This window comes from Escherichia fergusonii ATCC 35469 (assembly GCF_000026225.1).
Taxonomy (GTDB): Bacteria; Pseudomonadota; Gammaproteobacteria; order Enterobacterales; family Enterobacteriaceae; genus Escherichia; species Escherichia fergusonii.
Map to the genome: position 1 here is coordinate 965,362 of NC_011740.1, position 18,128 is coordinate 983,489.

At 48.5% G+C, this 18,128-nt stretch carries 13 protein-coding genes; 7 read left to right on the plus strand and 6 right to left on the minus strand.

Annotated features, from left to right (window positions below):
- The first annotated feature begins 162 nt into the window (after positions 1–162).
- Positions 163–3,012 carry a two-component system sensor histidine kinase RcsC gene (gene rcsC / locus EFER_RS04820; protein ID WP_000876063.1) on the plus strand — a complete coding sequence of 950 codons (2,850 nt, stop codon included), beginning with the start codon at positions 163–165 and terminating at the stop codon, positions 3,010–3,012.
- 83 nt (positions 3,013–3,095) lie between these two features.
- Here the strand turns inward: rcsC and rcsB are convergent, their stop codons facing one another.
- On the minus strand, positions 3,096–3,746 hold the full coding sequence (rcsB, locus tag EFER_RS04825) for a response regulator transcription factor RcsB (RefSeq protein WP_001061913.1): 651 nt from the start codon (positions 3,744–3,746) through the stop codon (positions 3,096–3,098).
- Between the two features lie 16 nt (positions 3,747–3,762).
- Positions 3,763–6,432 carry a phosphotransferase RcsD gene (gene rcsD / locus EFER_RS04830; RefSeq protein ID WP_000083190.1) on the minus strand — a complete coding sequence of 890 codons (2,670 nt, stop codon included), beginning with the start codon at positions 6,430–6,432 and terminating at the stop codon, positions 3,763–3,765.
- Between the two features lie 738 nt (positions 6,433–7,170).
- Between rcsD and EFER_RS04840 the strand changes: the two genes are divergently transcribed.
- The 6 genes from EFER_RS04840 to mqo all read left to right on the plus strand — a co-directional run bounded on the left by EFER_RS04840 (position 7,171) and on the right by mqo (position 14,838).
- Positions 7,171–8,292 carry a porin OmpC gene (locus tag EFER_RS04840; RefSeq protein ID WP_000865536.1) on the plus strand — a complete coding sequence of 374 codons (1,122 nt, stop codon included), beginning with the start codon at positions 7,171–7,173 and terminating at the stop codon, positions 8,290–8,292.
- A 122-nt stretch (positions 8,293–8,414) separates the two neighbouring features.
- On the plus strand, positions 8,415–9,470 hold the full coding sequence (gene apbE, locus EFER_RS04845) for an FAD:protein FMN transferase ApbE (RefSeq protein WP_000405073.1): 1,056 nt from the start codon (positions 8,415–8,417) through the stop codon (positions 9,468–9,470).
- 73 nt (positions 9,471–9,543) lie between these two features.
- A complete protein-coding gene (gene ada, locus EFER_RS04850) occupies positions 9,544–10,608 on the plus strand; it encodes a bifunctional DNA-binding transcriptional regulator/O6-methylguanine-DNA methyltransferase Ada (RefSeq protein ID WP_000786366.1) in 1,065 nt (354 codons plus the stop codon).
- Positions 10,608–11,258, plus strand: a complete 651-nt coding sequence (alkB, locus tag EFER_RS04855; RefSeq protein WP_000885010.1) for a DNA oxidative demethylase AlkB — start codon at positions 10,608–10,610, stop codon at positions 11,256–11,258. The genes ada and alkB overlap by 1 nt, the downstream gene beginning before the upstream one ends.
- Before the next feature lie 75 nt (positions 11,259–11,333).
- On the plus strand, positions 11,334–12,977 hold the full coding sequence (yojI, locus tag EFER_RS04860; RefSeq protein ID WP_000422205.1) for a microcin J25 efflux ABC transporter YojI: 1,644 nt from the start codon (positions 11,334–11,336) through the stop codon (positions 12,975–12,977).
- Positions 12,978–13,191: 214 nt separating this feature from the next.
- Complete coding sequence (gene mqo / locus EFER_RS04865) at positions 13,192–14,838, plus strand: malate dehydrogenase (quinone) (RefSeq protein WP_000758036.1); 1,647 nt, start codon at positions 13,192–13,194, stop codon at positions 14,836–14,838.
- Positions 14,839–14,920: 82 nt separating this feature from the next.
- Here mqo and glnQ read toward each other — a convergent pair whose 3' ends face one another.
- From glnQ to dps, 4 genes are all read right to left on the minus strand, one after another.
- Entirely contained in the window at positions 14,921–15,643 is a 723-nt protein-coding gene (gene glnQ, locus EFER_RS04870; protein WP_000569085.1) for a glutamine ABC transporter ATP-binding protein GlnQ, read from the minus strand.
- Positions 15,640–16,299, minus strand: coding sequence for a glutamine ABC transporter permease GlnP (glnP, locus tag EFER_RS04875; RefSeq protein WP_001159057.1), 660 nt, complete (start codon positions 16,297–16,299; stop codon positions 15,640–15,642). Before glnP ends, glnQ begins: the two co-directional genes overlap by 4 nt.
- A 93-nt stretch (positions 16,300–16,392) precedes the next feature.
- A complete protein-coding gene (gene glnH, locus EFER_RS04880) occupies positions 16,393–17,139 on the minus strand; it encodes a glutamine ABC transporter substrate-binding protein GlnH (RefSeq protein WP_000843549.1) in 747 nt (248 codons plus the stop codon).
- Positions 17,140–17,545: 406 nt separating this feature from the next.
- Positions 17,546–18,049: a DNA starvation/stationary phase protection protein Dps gene (dps, locus tag EFER_RS04890; protein ID WP_000100800.1), complete on the minus strand. Its 504-nt coding sequence runs from the start codon at positions 18,047–18,049 to the stop codon at positions 17,546–17,548.
- Between the last annotated feature and the right edge of the window lie 79 nt (positions 18,050–18,128).

Sequence of the window (18,128 nt, forward strand, 5' to 3'; positions counted from 1 at the left end):
AGTATCCGGATTATTATCAGACAAACGACGATTATCAGAGGTTAAGGTGATGATTTCTCGGCGGTGTATCATATTCCAGAGAAGAGAGAACATTGCGGTAACACACTTTTCCCGCTACCTTAACCACACAACATTGATTATCTGAGGCGGAGCTTCGCCCTTTTGAAATATCTTGCTTCCTTTCGCACTACTCTGAAAGTTTCGCGCTATTTATTCAGAGCGCTGGCGTTATTGATCTGGCTGCTGATCGCTTTTGCTTCGGTGTTTTACATCGTAAACGCCCTGCATCAGCGGGAGTCAGAAATTCGCCAGGAGTTTAATCTTAGCTCGGACCAGGCGCAGCGGTTTATTCAGCGTACTTCTGATGTTATGAAAGAGCTGAAATATATCGCTGAGAATCGTCTTACATCTGAGACTGGGGTGATTTCTTCGCGTGGTCGTGACGACAAAGTCGATGTTCCAACTTTTGAGCCGCTGTTTGAAGATTCTGACTGTTCAGCAATGAGTAACGTCTGGCGTGGTTCGCTGGAATCGCTGGCGTGGTTTATGCGTTACTGGCGTGATAATTTTTCTGCAGCCTACGATCTCAACCGGGTTTTTCTGATTGGCGGCGATAATTTGTGCATGGCGAATTTTGGTCTGCGCGATATGCCGATAGAACGCGACAGTGCATTAGAGGCACTGCATGAGCGGATTATGAAATACCGCAACGCGCCCCAGGATGAAACCGGTAATAACCTGTTCTGGATTGGCGAAGGGCCGCGTCCTGGCATTGGTTACTTCTACGCTTTAACACCTGTCTATCTGGCAAATCGTTTGCAGGCACTTCTGGGCGTTGAGCAAACCATTCGTATGGAGAATTTTTTCACTCCTGGTAGTCTGCCGATGGGAGTTACCATTCTTGATGAAAACGGCCATACCCTGATTTCCCTGACCGGACCGGATAATAAAATTAAAGCTGAGCCGCGCTGGATGCAGGAGCGTTCCTGGTTTGGTTATACCTCTGGCTTTCGTGAACTGGTGTTGAAAAAGCATCTACCTCCTTCATCATTAAGCATTGTTTACTCTGTTCCCGTCGATCAAGTGCTGGAACATATCAGAATATTGATCCTGAATGCGATTTTACTCAATGTACTGGTCGGGGCAGCGCTATTTACCCTGGCACGCATGTATGAGCGGAGGATCTTTATTCCGGCAGAAAGCGATGCCCAGCGACTGGAAGAACATGAGCAGTTTAACCGCAAGATTGTGGCTTCCGCACCGGTAGGGATCTGCATTTTGCGGACCATTGATGGTGTCAATATTCTGAGTAATGAACTGGCGCATACTTATCTCAATATGCTAACTCATGAGGATCGCCAGCGGCTGACACAAATCATTTGCGGCCAACAGGTAAACTTTGTTGATGTCCTGACCAGTAACAACACTAACTTACAAATCAGCTTTGTGCATTCGCGCTATCGCAATGAAAACGTAGCGATTTGTGTGCTGGTGGATGTATCCTCGCGTGTCAAAATGGAGGAATCACTCCAGGAGATGGCACAGGCAGCAGAGCAGGCGAGTCAGTCTAAATCTATGTTCCTTGCTACTGTCAGTCATGAATTACGCACGCCACTGTACGGCATTATTGGCAACCTGGATTTATTGCAAACTAAGGAGTTACCGAAGGGGGTTGATCGTCTGGTGACGGCAATGAATAACTCCTCCAGTCTGTTGTTAAAAATCATCAGCGATATTCTCGATTTCTCGAAAATTGAATCAGAACAGTTGAAGATTGAGCCACGGGAGTTTTCACCCCGTGAAGTAATGAACCACATCACTGCCAACTATTTGCCGTTGGTAGTGCGTAAACAGTTAGGGCTGTACTGTTTTATTGAACCGGACGTTCCTGTCACGCTGAACGGTGATCCGATGCGTCTACAACAGGTGATTTCTAACTTGTTGAGTAACGCCATTAAATTTACTGATATTGGCTGCATAATTTTGCATTTAGCGCGTGACGGCGATTATCTCTCCATTCGTGTACGCGATACTGGCGTCGGGATCCCAGCCAAAGAAGTAGTACGCCTGTTCGATCCTTTCTTCCTGGTGGGGACGGGAGTGCAGCGTAATTTCCAGGGCACCGGACTGGGGCTGGCGATCTGTGAAAAATTGATTAACATGATGGATGGCGATATTTCTGTAGACTCAGAGCCCGGTATGGGCAGCCAGTTTACGATTCGTATTCCATTGTATGGCGCGCAGTATCCGCATAAAAAAGGTGTTGAGGGGCTGGCAGGAACACGTTGCTGGCTGGCAGTCCGTAACGCTTCGTTGTGTCATTTCCTCGAAACCAGTCTCCAGCGTAATGGTGTAGAAGTGGTGCATTATCAGGATCAAACTCCAGCGCCTGAGGATGTGCTCATCACTGATGATGAAATCAAAGAACCCTGGGCGGGAAGGGCCGTTATCACTTTCTGTCGTCGTCATATCGGGATGCCTCTTGAACGCGCGCCGGGTGAATGGGTCCATAGCGTGGCAACCCCCCATGAATTACCTGCGTTGCTGGCACGTATTTATCGCGTTGAGCTGGATGACGAAGAGTTAGGTACCTCGTTGCCAGTGGCAGATAAAGCCACAGACAGCAACGATGACATGATGATCCTGGTGGTAGATGATCATCCTATTAACCGTCGCTTGCTGGCCGATCAACTGGGATCTCTGGGTTATCAATGTAAAACCGCTAATGACGGCGTGGATGCGCTTAATGTAATAAGCAAGAACGCGATTGATATCGTACTGAGTGACGTCAATATGCCAAATATGGATGGTTATCGCCTGACGCAGCGTATTCGCCAGTTAGGGCTGACATTACCCGTGGTTGGCGTTACGGCTAACGCTTTGGCAGAAGAGAAACAGCGTTGTCTGGAATCGGGAATGGACAGCTGTTTATCGAAACCGGTAACGCTGGACGTGCTGAAACAAACGTTGGCCATTTATGCGGAGCGGGTCAGGAAAACGCGGGGAACGTAGGCGGCAGTCAGACTTAAAGCTTAAAATATGAGGCCGGATAAGGTGTTAGACCTTATCCGGCGCTAAGGGAGTAGCGGGCAATATTAATCTTTATCTGCCGGGCTTAACGTCACAGAAGAGAGATAGTTCAACAGAGCGATATCATTTTCAACGCCCAGTTTCATCATTGCCGATTTTTTCTGGCTACTAATGGTTTTAATACTGCGATTCAGTTTCTTGGCGATTTCTGTTACCAGGAAACCTTCTGCAAACAGGCGTAGAACTTCGCTTTCTTTCGGTGACAAACGCTTGTCGCCGTACCCACCCGCACTGATTTTCTCCAGCAGACGGGAAACGCTTTCCGGGGTAAATTTCTTGCCTTTTTGCAGTGCTGCCAGCGCTTTCGGCAGGTCGGTTGGCGCGCCTTGTTTCAGTACAATCCCTTCAATATCGAGATCTAAAACTGCACTCAGGATCGCCGGATTATTGTTCATGGTCAGAACAATAATAGAAAGACCTGGGAAGTGACGCTTTATATATTTAATTAAGGTGATCCCATCACCATATTTATCTCCAGGCATGGAGAGGTCGGTAATCAACACATGCGCATCCAGTTTAGGCAGGTTGTTGATTAATGCTGTTGAGTCTTCAAATTCACCGACTACATTCACCCACTCGATCTGCTCAAGTGATTTGCGAATACCGAACAGTACAATCGGATGGTCATCGGCAATAATAACGTTCATATTGTTCATGTATTAGGCTACCTTGCTACAGCAAGCTCTTGACATAAGAGTCAATGTCGCTGATGTATTTTTCTATACCTGGAGCATCTTTTTCACGAATGAGATGTTCCAGCGTTTCACATAACTGCTTGCCGGGTACCAGATTTAGCATGGCAAACACGCCTTTCAGACGATGAGCCGTTTGAGCCAGCGCAGCAAAATCACTGACTGCTGCCTCAGTATACAACCTCTTAACATCATCCGGTACTGTGTCTACAAAGAGCGAATAGTAGCCACTGGCATGAAGTTCGGCATTCTCATCCCCGCCGAGTGGCGACTCTGGAATATCTTCCTGCGCCAGTTGCTCTTCAATAAGTTGTAGAACAGCCTCCTGCATAGCGTTGCTCATATTAAAGTTGACGCGTAGTTGACCGGGGCCAATTTTTCGTACGCCAGACTCATCATCGCTTAAAAGCACGCCTGAGGATGTAAGATTAGACGGATTATCAGTTAAAAAGAGATCATATTCTTGACTTATCAGTCTTTCATCTGGAGTGATGCACGTAGCACCCCAGTTTTCCAGTTGCCTAAGCACGATGTTACGAACTTCGTTTGAAGTGACATCTACCATAACGCAGACATCATCCAATAGTCGTTCTTCTATTTCCATATGTTCATCGTGCGGAGTCATTTTAACATGAATGGTGTAGCGTGTACCCAATGCTTCTCGCGCTTTAATATTTAAATGGCCACCTAATTTGCGAGCCAACTGATCACAAAGCCAGAAAGTCAGAGGATCTGCACTGCCATAACGGTCACTTTGTGTCTGATTAATAAACGGGAAATGCAGATTATCAATTTCACTCAGCGTGACACCTTCACCTGTATCAAGAATACGGAAAGTGAGGCGTTCTTCTGATGATTCATCTTGATCAACTTCGAGGGTAATTTTACCAATTTGCGTGGAAGTCACCGCATACTGCATCAATAACAGCAAAATACGCCGCAGAGCATCACGGTCGCCCCTGCGTTGGTCGTTGGCATGCAGGCGATTGTTGATCAGTAGCTGCAGCCCCTTACGTTTTATGGCTGGAAGCACTTCAGGCACGACTTCATCGATCAAGTCCTGCACGGAAAAAAGAACGGATTCACTTTTCCAGCTGTCGTTTTCCAGCATATTTGCCAGTTGAATTTCGTCTACCAGACGCACCAACTGGTCGGCGCGATCCGTCAGCAACTGGCTTTCTGCTGTCTCGATTTTCGCTGCAGTTTCAGCCAACGCGCGAACAGGCTCCTTCAGGGCATTGCCGATATTGTTCATAAAGGCAGCACGCCCCTGCTGATTCTTCTCATACAGACGTTGCGCCTGCTTGAGTTTTTTATTCACCAGCACTTCCCGGTCCTGATCACGAATAATAAAAATCTGCGTATGCGGTGTGACCTGGCTACGGAACAGACGGATCTCATACAGTTCATTATTAATTGTCGCCTGGATGATCCCCTGATGTTGTTCCGCCATACTGGTAATATTTTGCAGATTCAAATGAGGCAGTAAATGGTCGGCGATTTTGTTGCTAATCAAGGTACGATTAGCTTCCTGGTCGTGTACCAATAGCCCCAACGGTAGCAGAGAAACAATCTCTTCATTTAGGGCCCGTAAGACACGCAATTCGTTACTCATTACCGGAGAAGGCGTGGTTTCACCACTTTTCCCGGCATAGTGACGAAAAGTGGTGAATCCAAAAACGGCCAGCGCCAACAGACCAATATTCAAAAGCAGCGGCAAAAATATATTTTGCAGGGTATCAAGCAGCAACGTGCCATAAGGAACCTGCCACACCAGACGCATATCGGTGGAATTTAATGCCGAGGAGATTTCGATTTTGGAACTGTTAAAACTGATGCTGACGCTATCGGGAGTGTCTTTATCATTGGTGGTTGCCCCCGTGGAGGTCACATCAGGTTCCAGGCGGAAACTGTCCAGTGGCATTCCTGGGGGAATTAAATCATTGATGGGTAAATCGAAAGCCACTACTGTTGCCAGATGCCCAGGCTGATTGAAAGTGGTTCGCAAAGTAAAGTAATGACCGTTCTGCCAGGTCAAATGGCGTAAAGCAGAAAAGCTTTCACGTTCGTCGAGGGCGTTCGCTTGTTGAAGCATTTCGGCGCGACGCGAATCGACAATGCTATCAATCGTTGATTCTTTAAAACCGGAAGAGAGATCTTTAAGTGGTAACGTTGAGATCAAAATCAGACTGTTATCCTGGCCGTTAAGATAGTACATCGACCACGGCACGTTTTCAGCACCCCATAGCGTGTCGAGATAAGTCGACATCCTTTGGGTCATCTCTAAAGTTGCGCTGTCATGAGAACCAAAGATCAGGGCTTCGGTTTTACGCCGAGGCTTCTCCAGGTAATAAACATCTTGTTTTAACCGAGTTTCCTGTAAACCTTCACCACCGGAAGGGGTAGTTGTTGCAGCAATGCTGTCATAAATCTGCCAGGTAACATACCGCCAGGTATCTACTCGCTTCTGAATAGCATGGGTGATATCAACAATTTGATAACTTTTATCTTTGAGCCAGGCGTTTACAGCGCTCTGCACCATCACGCCCATCGTCACCAGCAACACTATGATCAATAGTAAAAAGAAACGGGTAATGCTTCCCGGCAGAAGGGAGAATCGGGATGTAGCCGTTGTGTCAGACTGACTCATTGGTGTTGGTGACCTGTTAAAAACATCGTAAAAGTGAAAAGCAGTATAAAGGCTATGAGATGAATTTCCACACCCTCTGAACACAACGGGAGTGATATTTATCAGTAATATTAATGAGCTGCCCTGTGATGGGGATATGTACAAATTTCGTTCTGGTGTACAAATAAAGAACAGAACGAATAAGAAAATATATGAAAATAACAAGAATTATTAATTAGTTTTAACATTCGTGACATATTGCGAAATAGTTAATAACTGTAACAGTTTTGCAGGGGTAGCATATGCGGGAAAATTATGTGTAAAGAAAGGTAAAAAAAACCGGATGCTTCGCATCCGGTTGAAATAGGGGTAAACAGACATTCAGATATGAATGACGGTAATAAATAAAGTTAATGATGATAGCGGGAAATATTTTAGTTGCGAGTGAAGGTTCTGTTTTGACATTCAGTGCTATGAAATAAAGTTGCGTAACATACTGATTATAAAAGATTTGAAATATTTCCTTCAGAAAATTGCTTATTTTTTGATTTTTTGAGTGATTGAAAAAAGTTCCATGATATTTACATTTTGAAACACCTATGTAGAACTATGAAACATTTTAAAAGTTTTAGTATCATATTCGTGTTGGATTATTCTGCAATTTTAAGGAGAATGAAGTTGCCGGCTGATTAATGAGGGTTAATCAGTAAGCAGTGGCATAAAAAGCAAATAAAAGGCATATAACAGAGGGTTATTAACATGAAAGTTAAAGTACTGTCCCTCCTGGTACCGGCTCTGCTGGTAGCAGGCGCAGCAAATGCGGCTGAAATTTACAACAAAGACGGCAACAAATTAGATCTGTACGGCAAAGTAGATGGTCTGCACTATTTCTCTGACGACAAGTCTGTAGATGGTGACAAAACCTACATGCGTATCGGCTTCAAAGGCGAAACTCAGGTTACTGATCAACTGACAGGTTATGGTCAGTGGGAATATCAGATCCAGGGCAATGCTCCGGAAAGCGAAAACAACTCCTGGACCCGTGTAGCATTCGCTGGTCTGAAATTCCAGGACGTTGGCTCTTTCGACTATGGTCGTAACTACGGTGTTGTTTATGACGTAACATCCTGGACCGACGTGCTGCCAGAATTCGGTGGTGACACCTACAGCTCTGACAACTTCATGCAGCAGCGTGGTAACGGCTTCGCGACCTACCGTAACACTGACTTCTTCGGTCTGGTTGATGGCCTGAACTTTGCTATTCAGTACCAGGGTAAAAACGGTAGCCCGTCTGGCGAAGGTATGACTGGTGTGACCAACAATGGTCGTGATGCTCTGGAGCAGAACGGTGACGGCGTTGGTGGTTCTATCACTTATGACATCGGTGAAGGCTTCAGCTTCGGTGGTGCGATCTCCAGCTCCAAACGTACCGCAGAGCAGAACAACAGTGTTCGTTACATCGGTAACGGCGATCGTGCAGAAACCTACACTGGTGGTCTGAAATACGACGCTAACAATGTATACCTGGCTGCTCAGTACACCCAGACTTACAACGCAACTCTGGCTGGTGATTTAGGTTGGGCGAACAAAGCTCAGAACTTTGAAGTGGTTGCCCAGTACCAGTTCGACTTCGGTCTGCGTCCTTCTGTAGCTTACCTGCAGTCCAAAGGTAAAAACCTGAATGCCAACATCGCTGGTCGTACTTACGACGACGAAGATTTGCTGAAATATGTTGATGTTGGTGCTACTTACTACTTCAACAAAAACATGTCCACCTATGTTGATTACAAAATCAACCTGCTGGACGACAATAACTTCACCCGCGCTGCTGGCATCAACACTGATGACATCGTAGCTCTGGGTCTGGTTTATCAGTTCTAATCTCGATTTCTGTTGACCAAAGGGCCTGCGGGCCCTTTTTTCATTGCTTTTTCATACTCTTCAACGCACAAATGCTGATTTTTGGTGTACTCTTGCGCCCGTTCGCATGAGGATAATCACGTATGGAAATAAACTTTGCTCGTGTGGCGCTGTTAGCAGCGGCACTCCTCTTTGTTGGCTGTGATCAAGCCCCGAAATCCACTAAAGTCTCATCAGCAGACGTTACGGTACTGGAAGGTAAAACCATGGGTACTTTCTGGCGTGTCAGCGTGGTGGGCATTAATGAGAAACGCAGTAACGAGTTGCGTAATCGCATACAGACACAACTGGATGCAGATGATCAGTTGCTCTCAACATATAAAAAAGATTCGGCACTGATGCGTTTTAACGATACTCACAGTCTCTCTCCCTGGCCGGTAAGTGAAGCGATGGCTGATATCGTCACCACTGCAATACGAATTGGCGAAAAAACTGAAGGGGCAATGGATGTCACCGTGGGGCCATTGGTTAACCTTTGGGGATTTGGCCCCGATAAACAGCCCGTGACGATCCCCTCGCAGGAGCAAATCGACGCTGCAAAAGCGAAAACTGGATTGCAGCATCTGACGGTGATTAATCAGTACCACCAGCAATATCTGCAAAAAGATCTGCCAGAGCTATATGTGGATCTTTCCACCGTGGGAGAAGGTTATGCGGCGGATCATCTGGCACGCTTGATGGAGCAGGAAGGCATTTCCCGCTATCTGGTGTCGGTGGGCGGCGCGCTGAACAGCCGTGGTATGAACGCTGAAGGCCAGCCGTGGCGGGTAGCGATTCAAAAACCGACCGATCAGGAAAATGCGGTTCAGGCCGTGGTGGATATCAACGGTCATGGCATTAGCACCTCTGGCAGCTACCGTAACTATTACGAACTGGACGGCAAACGTCTTTCTCATGTTATCGATCCGCAAACCGGGCGTCCCATCGAACACAATCTGGTATCCGTGACGGTGATTGCTCCGACGGCGCTGGAAGCCGATGCCTGGGATACTGGCTTAATGGTGCTCGGACCGGAGAAAGCGAAAGAAATTGCTCGTCGTGAAGGACTGGCGGTCTATATGATCACCAAAGAAGGCGATAGTTTTAAAACCTGGATGTCGCCGCAGTTTAAAAGCTTCCTGGTGAGCGAAAAAAATTAAAGCGCAAGATTGTTGGTTTTTGCGTGATGGTGACCGGGCAGACTAAAGGCTATCCTTAACCAGGGAGCTGATGATGAAAAACGCCACATGCTTAACTGACGATCAACGCTGGCAATCTGTCTTAGCCCGCGATCCGAACGCCGACGGCGAATTTGTTTTCGCCGTGCGGACCACGGGTATCTTTTGCCGACCGTCTTGCCGTGCCAGACATGCCTTGCGGGAAAACGTCTCCTTCTATGCAAATGCCAGCGAGGCGCTTGCCGCTGGCTTTCGCCCCTGCAAACGTTGTCAGCCAGACAAGGCCAACCCCCAGCAACATCGCCTTGATAAAATTACCCACGCCTGCCGACTTCTGGAACAGGAAACGCCTGTAACGCTGGAAGCCTTAGCCGACCAGGTAGCGATGAGTCCATTTCATCTGCATCGGTTGTTTAAAGCGACTACCGGAATGACGCCGAAAGCCTGGCAACAGGCCTGGCGCGCTCGCCGTTTGCGCGAATCACTGGCAAAAGGGGAGAGCGTGACGACGTCCATTCTTAACGCCGGATTCCCCGACAGCAGCAGTTACTACCGCAAAGCCGACGAAACGCTGGGCATGATGGCTAAACAATTCCGTCACGGTGGCGAAAATCTGGCGGTGCGTTACGCGTTGGCTGATTGTGAGCTGGGCCGGTGCCTGGTGGCAGAAAGCGAGCGGGGGATTTGCGCGATATTACTGGGCGATGATGACGCGACATTAATCAGCGAGTTGCAGCAGATGTTTCCCGCTGCCGACACCGCGCCTGCCGATCTGACGTTTCAGCAACATTTGCGCGAGGTGATCACCAGTCTGAATCACCGCGACACACCGCTGACGTTACCGCTGGATATTCGCGGCACCGCTTTTCAGCAACAAGTCTGGCAGGCACTGCGCACGATCCCTTGCGGTGAAACAGTCAGTTATCAGCAACTGGCTAACGCCATCGGCAAACCGAAAGCGGCACGTGCCGTTGCCAGCGCCTGTGCCGCTAACAAGCTAGCTATCGTTATACCTTGTCATCGGGTGGTCCATGGTGATGGCACACTTTCCGGTTACCGCTGGGGCGTGTCGCGCAAAGCGCAACTGCTGCGCCGCGAATCTGAACAAGAGGAGAGGTAATGTTGGATTTATTTGCCAATGCAGAACCGTGGCAAGAATCGCTGGCGGATGGTGCGGTAATTTTGCGCCGTTTTGCTTTTAACGTTGCGGAACAACTGATCCGCGATATTAATGACGTTGCCAGCCAGTCGCCGTTTCGCCAGATGGTCACTCCAGGCGGATATACCATGTCGGTAGCGATGACCAACTGTGGGCATCTGGGCTGGACGACCAATCGGCAAGGTTATCTCTATTCGCCCATTGATCCGCAAACAAATAAACCATGGCCCGCCATGCCGCATAGTTTTCATGATTTATGTCAATGTGCGGCCACGGCGGCGGGTTATCCAGATTTCCAGCCTGATGCTTGTCTTATCAACCGCTACGCTCCTGGCGCGAAACTGTCGCTGCATCAGGATAAAGACGAACCGGATCTGCGCGCGCCGATTGTTTCTGTTTCTCTGGGCTTACCCGCGATTTTTCAATTTGGTGGCCTGAAACGAAATGATCCGCTCAAACGTTTGTTGCTGGAACATGGCGATGTGGTGGTGTGGGGCGGTGAATCGCGGCTGTTTTATCACGGCATTCAACCGTTGAAAGCGGGCTTTCATCCACTCACCGCCGACTGCCGCTACAACCTGACATTCCGTCAGGCAGGTAAAAAAGAATAAAAATAAGAATTATTATTGCTGTGCGCGCGGAGATGTTTAAACTGCGGGCTGTAATTCATTGTCCGGGTTTTCTGCATGGAACTTCTTGTACTTGTCTGGCGGCAGTATCGCTGGCCATTTATCAGTGTGATGGCGCTAAGCCTCGCCAGTGCGGCATTAGGCATTGGCTTAATTGCTTTTATCAATCAGCGCCTTATCGAAACGGCGGATACCAGTCTGCTGGTGTTGCCAGAATTTCTGGGTTTATTGCTGCTGCTAATGGCAGTGACTCTGGGATCGCAACTGGCACTTACTACGCTGGGCCATCACTTCGTTTACCGATTGCGTAGCGAATTTATCAAGCGGATTCTGGATACCCATGTCGAACGTATTGAACAACTGGGCAGCGCCTCACTGCTGGCAGGGTTAACCAGCGATGTGCGCAATATCACCATTGCTTTTGTTCGCCTGCCGGAACTGGTGCAGGGGATCATTCTCACTATCGGTTCGGCGGCGTATCTGTGGATGCTGTCGGGCAAGATGTTGCTGGTAACGGCTATCTGGATGGCGGTCACCATCTGGGGCGGTTTTGTGCTGGTGGCGCGGGTTTACAAACATATGGCGACCCTGCGCGAGACCGAAGATAAGCTGTACACGGATTTTCAAACTGTACTCGAAGGGCGCAAAGAGCTGACTCTTAACCGTGAACGCGCCGAGTATGTGTTTAACAACCTCTACATTCCTGATGCGCAAGAGTATCGCCACCATATTATCCGCGCAGACACCTTCCATCTTAGTGCTGTGAACTGGTCAAACATCATGATGCTGGGCGCAATCGGCCTGGTGTTCTGGATGGCGAACAGTCTCGGTTGGGCAGATACCAACGTTGCCGCGACCTATTCGCTAACGCTGTTATTCCTGCGTACGCCGCTGCTTTCGGCGGTTGGTGCGTTGCCGACGCTACTGACTGCGCAGGTGGCGTTTAACAAGTTGAACAAATTCGCACTCGCGCCTTTCAAAGCGGAGTTTCCGCGCCCGCAGGCGTTCCCTGACTGGCAAACGCTGGAGCTGCGCAACGTGACGTTTGCTTATCAGGATAACGCATTTTCCGTTGGGCCGATTAACCTCACCATTAAACGTGGCGAACTGCTGTTTCTGATTGGCGGCAACGGTAGTGGCAAATCGACGCTGGCAATGTTGCTGACGGGCTTGTACCAGCCACAAAGTGGCGAAATTTTGCTGGATGGAAAACCTGTCAGCGGCGAACAACCGGAAGATTATCGCAAACTGTTTTCGGCAGTGTTTACCGATGTCTGGCTGTTTGATCAACTGCTGGGGCCGGAGGGAAAACCGGCTAATCCACAACTGGTTGAGAAGTGGCTGGCACAACTGAAAATGGCTCATAAGCTTGAGTTAAATAACGGGCGTATTCTTAACCTCAGGTTATCGAAAGGCCAGAAAAAACGTGTGGCGCTGTTGCTGGCTTTGGCAGAAGAACGAGATATTATTCTGCTTGATGAATGGGCGGCGGATCAGGACCCGCATTTCCGTCGTGAGTTTTATCAGGTACTGTTGCCGCTGATGCAGGAGATGGGTAAAACCATATTCGCCATTAGTCATGACGATCATTACTTTATCCACGCTGACCGCCTGCTGGAGATGCGCAGTGGGCAACTGAGTGAACTGACGGGTGCGGAGCGTGACGCAGCTTCCCGCGACGCAGTTGCACGTACTGCGTGATGTTCTGTTCCAGCCTGGCGGCGTTCTGCCGCCAGGTAAATATCCTGAAAATTCCGCCTTTGCAATGCCCTTATAATTTATCAACGAAATTATAATGTTTCAAAAATGGAATATAATTTATAAACAATATTTAAATATTGTTGCTTAAGTGTTACCGTTGATGCCGCGCAAATATCACCTGCAATAAAGTGACTAAAAGTAAGGCATTAACAATATGAAAAAAGTGACTGCCATGCTCTTCTCAATGGCCGTGGGGCTTAACGCCGGATCTGCGGCGGCAAAGGCGAAAGCGTCCGAGGAGCAGGAAACTGATGTACTGTTGATTGGCGGCGGCATCATGAGCGCCACATTGGGGACCTATTTACGGGAGCTGGAACCGGAATGGTCGATGACCATGGTGGAGCGCCTGGATAGTGTAGCTCAGGAGAGTTCGAACGGCTGGAATAATGCCGGAACCGGGCACTCGGCGCTGATGGAACTGAACTACACCCCACAAAACGCCGACGGCAGCATCAGCATTGAAAAGGCAGTCGCCATAAACGAAGCATTCCAGATTTCCCGCCAGTTTTGGGCACACCAGGTCGAACGTGGTGTGCTGCGAACCCCACGTTCATTTATTAATACCGTTCCACATATGAGCTTTGTCTGGGGCGAGGATAACGTTAACTTCCTGCGCGCACGTTATGCGGCACTACAACAAAGTTCACTATTTCGCGGAATGCGTTATTCGGAAGATCACGAGCAAATTAAAGAATGGGCACCGCTGGTGATGGAAGGGCGTGATCCGCAGCAGAAAGTCGCTGCTACACGGACTGAAATTGGCACCGATGTGAACTACGGCGAGATCACCCGTCAGTTGATCGCTTCATTACAAAAGAAATCAAACTTCTCGCTGCAACTCAGCAGCGAAGTTCGGGCACTGAAACGTAATGGCGACAAAAGCTGGACGGTGACGATTGCTGATCTGAAAAACGGTACAGTTCATAACATCCGTGCAAAATTTGTCTTTATTGGGGCTGGCGGTGCGGCACTGAAACTGTTGCAGGAGTCAGGAATCCCGGAAGCGAAAGACTACGCTGGTTTCCCGGTGGGCGGACAGTTCCTTGTCTCGGAAAACCCGGACGTGGTTAACCATCATCTGGCGAAGGTTTACGGTAAAGCGTCCGTGGGCGCACCGCCGATGTCTGTTCCGCATATTGACACCCGAGTTCTGGATGGTAAACGCGTGGTGCTTTTCGGGCCATTTGCCACTTTCTCAACCAAATTCCTCAAAAACGGTTCGCTGTGGGATCTGATGAGTTCTACCACAACGTCAAACGTGTTGCCGATGATGCACGTCGGGCTGGATAATTTTGATCTGGTGAAATACCTGATTAGCCAGGTGATGTTAAGTGAAGATGATCGTTTTGCCGCACTGAAAGAGTACTATCCGCAGGCGAAAAAAGAGGACTGGCGTTTGTGGCAGGCAGGGCAGCGTGTGCAAATTATCAAGCGTGATGCCGACAAAGGCGGTGTGTTGCGTTTAGGAACTGAAGTGGTTAGTGACCAGCAAGGCACCATAGCCGCGCTGTTGGGCGCATCGCCGGGAGCGTCAACCGCGGCACCAATTATGCTGAATTTACTGGAAAAAGTGTTTGGTGATCGTGTCTCCAGCCCGCAATGGCAGGCCACGCTGAAAGCGATTGTTCCGTCTTACGGCAGTAAATTGAACGGTAATGTGGCAGCAACAGAACGAGAATTGCAGTACACCAGCGAAGTGCTGGGTCTGAAATACGACAAGCCGCAGGCTGCGGACAGCACGCCAAAAGCACAATTGAAACCGCAACCGGCACGCAAAGAAGTGGCAGATATTGCGCTATAAATATTTGTCCGCAGCGTTAAAACAAACCCTCACCGATTGGTGAGGGTTTGGCGTGTTGACCGGATACAGCATTAACGTCTTATCAAGAGACGTGTTGTAAAAATTCCTGCAAACGCTGGCTTGGCGGGTTTTTAATCAACACTTGCGGGTTACCATCTTCAGCAATCCTGCCCTTGTCGATAAAGATCAGTCTGGACGCTACTTTCTCGGCGAAACCGATTTCATGGGTCACGATGACCATCGTCATACCTTCCTCAGCCAGATCCTGCATAACTTTCAAAACTTCATGGCGCAGCTCCGGGTCAAGCGCAGATGTTGGCTCATCAAACAGCATCATTTTTGGTTTTACTGCCAGCGCACGGGCGATAGCCACACGCTGTTGCTGCCCCCCGGAAAGCTCAGAAGGGTAGTGGTGAGCACGTTCTGCCAGCCCCACTTTTGCCAACAGGTCGCGTGCCAATTTTTCGGCATCTTCTTTTTTCGACCCGCGTACGCGCAGCGGACCAAACATGACGTTTTCCAGTGCCGTCAGGTGCGGGAAGAGATAAAACTGCTGGAACACCATCCCCGCTTCCTGACGAATCAGACGCTCGTCAACTTTCGGATCATTCACTTTCAGACCATCAACAATCAGGTCGCCGGAGGTAATTTCTTCCAGTTTGTTAATGCAGCGCAGTAGTGTCGATTTACCCGAACCTGATGGCCCGATAATCACCACCACTTCACCCTGGGCTATGTTTAAATCGATGTTGTGTAGCACCTGGGTAGGACCAAAGTGCTTGGAGACGTTTTTAAATTCAATCACAGGATTTTCATCCTTCTTTCAAGACGACGCAGAATAAAACTCAGGACCAGGGTAATAATCAGATAGAACACCGCAACGGCGCTCCAGATCTCAAGGGCGCGAAAGTTACCGGCAATAATTTCTTGCCCCTGACGGGTTAATTCCGCCACGCCGATAACAATAAACAGCGAGGTATCTTTAATGCTGATGATCCACTGGTTACCCAGCGGCGGCAGCATACGGCGCAGTGCCAGCGGTAAAATGACGTAGCGAATGGTTTCCCAACGGGAAAGCCCGAGTGCCAGCCCCGCCTCACGAAAACCTTTATGGATCGACAGTACTGCGCCACGAGTAATTTCCGCAATATACGCGCCGGAGTTGATCATGATAGTGACCACCGCCGCCGTAAACGGATCGATACGCAGGTCGTTAAACGCCATCGGCAGGGCGAAGTAGATAAACATCACCTGGACAACAATAGGTGTGCCGCGGATCACTTCAATAAAGACCAGCGCGATGTGGTTGGCTATCCAACCACCGAAGGTGCGTGCAAAGCCTGCCAGCAGTCCAATCACCAGGCCGCCAGCCAGACCGAGGACAGAAATCCACAAGGTCATTTTGGCGCCTTCAATCAGAAGCGGAATAGCAGGCCAGATGGCACTCCAGTCAAACTGCATAGGTTGTTCCTGTTACCGTGGTGTCAATAATCAAATTTTCACAAGCCCGGTCAGCACAACGGCTGCCGGGCAAGACGTTGCAAAACAGCATTATTATTTCGGTTCAGTACCGAACCATTTTTTGTAGATTTCGTTGTAAGTACCGTTCTCGCGCAGAGTTTTTAACGCACCGTTGACTTTGTCACGCAGTTCGTCGCTACCTTTCGGGAAGGCAATGCCGTACTGCTGTGCTTCCAGAGAGTCACCTACAGCTTTGAACTGCCCGTTACCTGCGGTTTTGATGAAGTAGAGAATGTTTGGTGTGTCGTGAAGTACGGCGTCCGCGCGGTTAGTGCCCAATTCCATATAGGCGTTATCGATGTTCGGGAACTGACGCAGATCTTTGGTTTTGATATTTGCTTTTGCGTAATCAACAGAACCTGTGCCGCTCTTCACTGCAACTACTTTTCCGTCGAGATCTTTCACGCTTTTTACATCGTTGTTGTTGGCTTTTACCATCACTAACAGACCGCTTTTGTAGTAGCCGTCAGAGAAATCGATCGCTTTTTTACGCTCGTCGGTAATGGTGATACCAGCCAGCGCCAGGTCAACGTTTTTGGTTTGCAGCGCCGGAATAATACCGCTGAAATCCATCGGTTTAAGTTCATAATCCAGCTTTAGTTCTTTGGCGATGGCCGCCCATAAATCCACATCAAAGCCGACGTATTTGTCGCCTTGTTTAAATTCAAACGGAACAAAAGCGGTGTCCGTCGCCACAACCAGTTTTTTATCTGCGGCATGAGAAGAAACCGCAAAAGCCAGGGTAAGTGCAGCCAGTGAAACTTTAAATACAGACTTCATAGCATTTCCTTTTTTCTATCCACGGGACGATCCCCTGATTGACATTGAGCGTTATGAAAAAAACGTGCCAGTTTTACAACTTCTTGTTTTTACTGGATGCCTTTAGAGCGTTATGCACGATCATTGGGGCAAACAGCCGGGTATGCACCATCGCAGGGCACCATACTGGTGCATGAAAATCCTGCAAAAATCTCAAGGGTTATTTAGCGTAAAAGATGATGAAAAAACAATCTTTATGTAACCATTGTGTGATGGTGTTGATACAAAAAATTTACTTTATCAGATGTGAAGCGAGGACAGATGCACTAAAAAGGTGCATTGAGAGGAGAGACAGTAAAAAAAACGGCCTCCTGAACAGGAAGCCGCAATTCTTACTCACTACAATCTTCATCCGTTAGCGACGGTTTTATTCGATATTTGATTCAATGAACCACAGGAATTTATCCAGGTCGCGGGAAGCGGCAGTCAGGATATCGGCGGTGTCGTCATCCTTCGCTTCGCCAATCGCTTTACGCACGTCATTAGCGACAATCGCGTAACGGTCAGCCAGCTCTTTCAGGTGATCCTGGACGTTATGGATGTCCAGCGGGTAGCTTTTCAGCGGAGTTTTGCTGTTGATAACCTGAGTAGTACCAAGGGCAACGCCGCCCAGTTGTACCGCGCGCTCAGCCATAGTATCCAGATGATCGATCAGTGCGGTACGGAAGCCATCCAGCATTTCGTGTACAGCAATAAAGTTAGCGCCACGCATATTCCAGTGCGCCTGTTTGGTGATCAAAGAGAGATCAATGAACTGGATTACCTGGCGATTCAGCAACTCAACTGTCGCTTTTTTCTCGCTGTCAGAGACATCGTTACGGGTATAAAGCAGATTGGTCGCTTTTGATTTAACTAATTTAGCGGTACTCATAATTTCATATCCTCTTGATGTTATGTCCCAGTAATTAACGAAACTAAGTATAGCACCGGCTATATGTTTCGCTATTCAG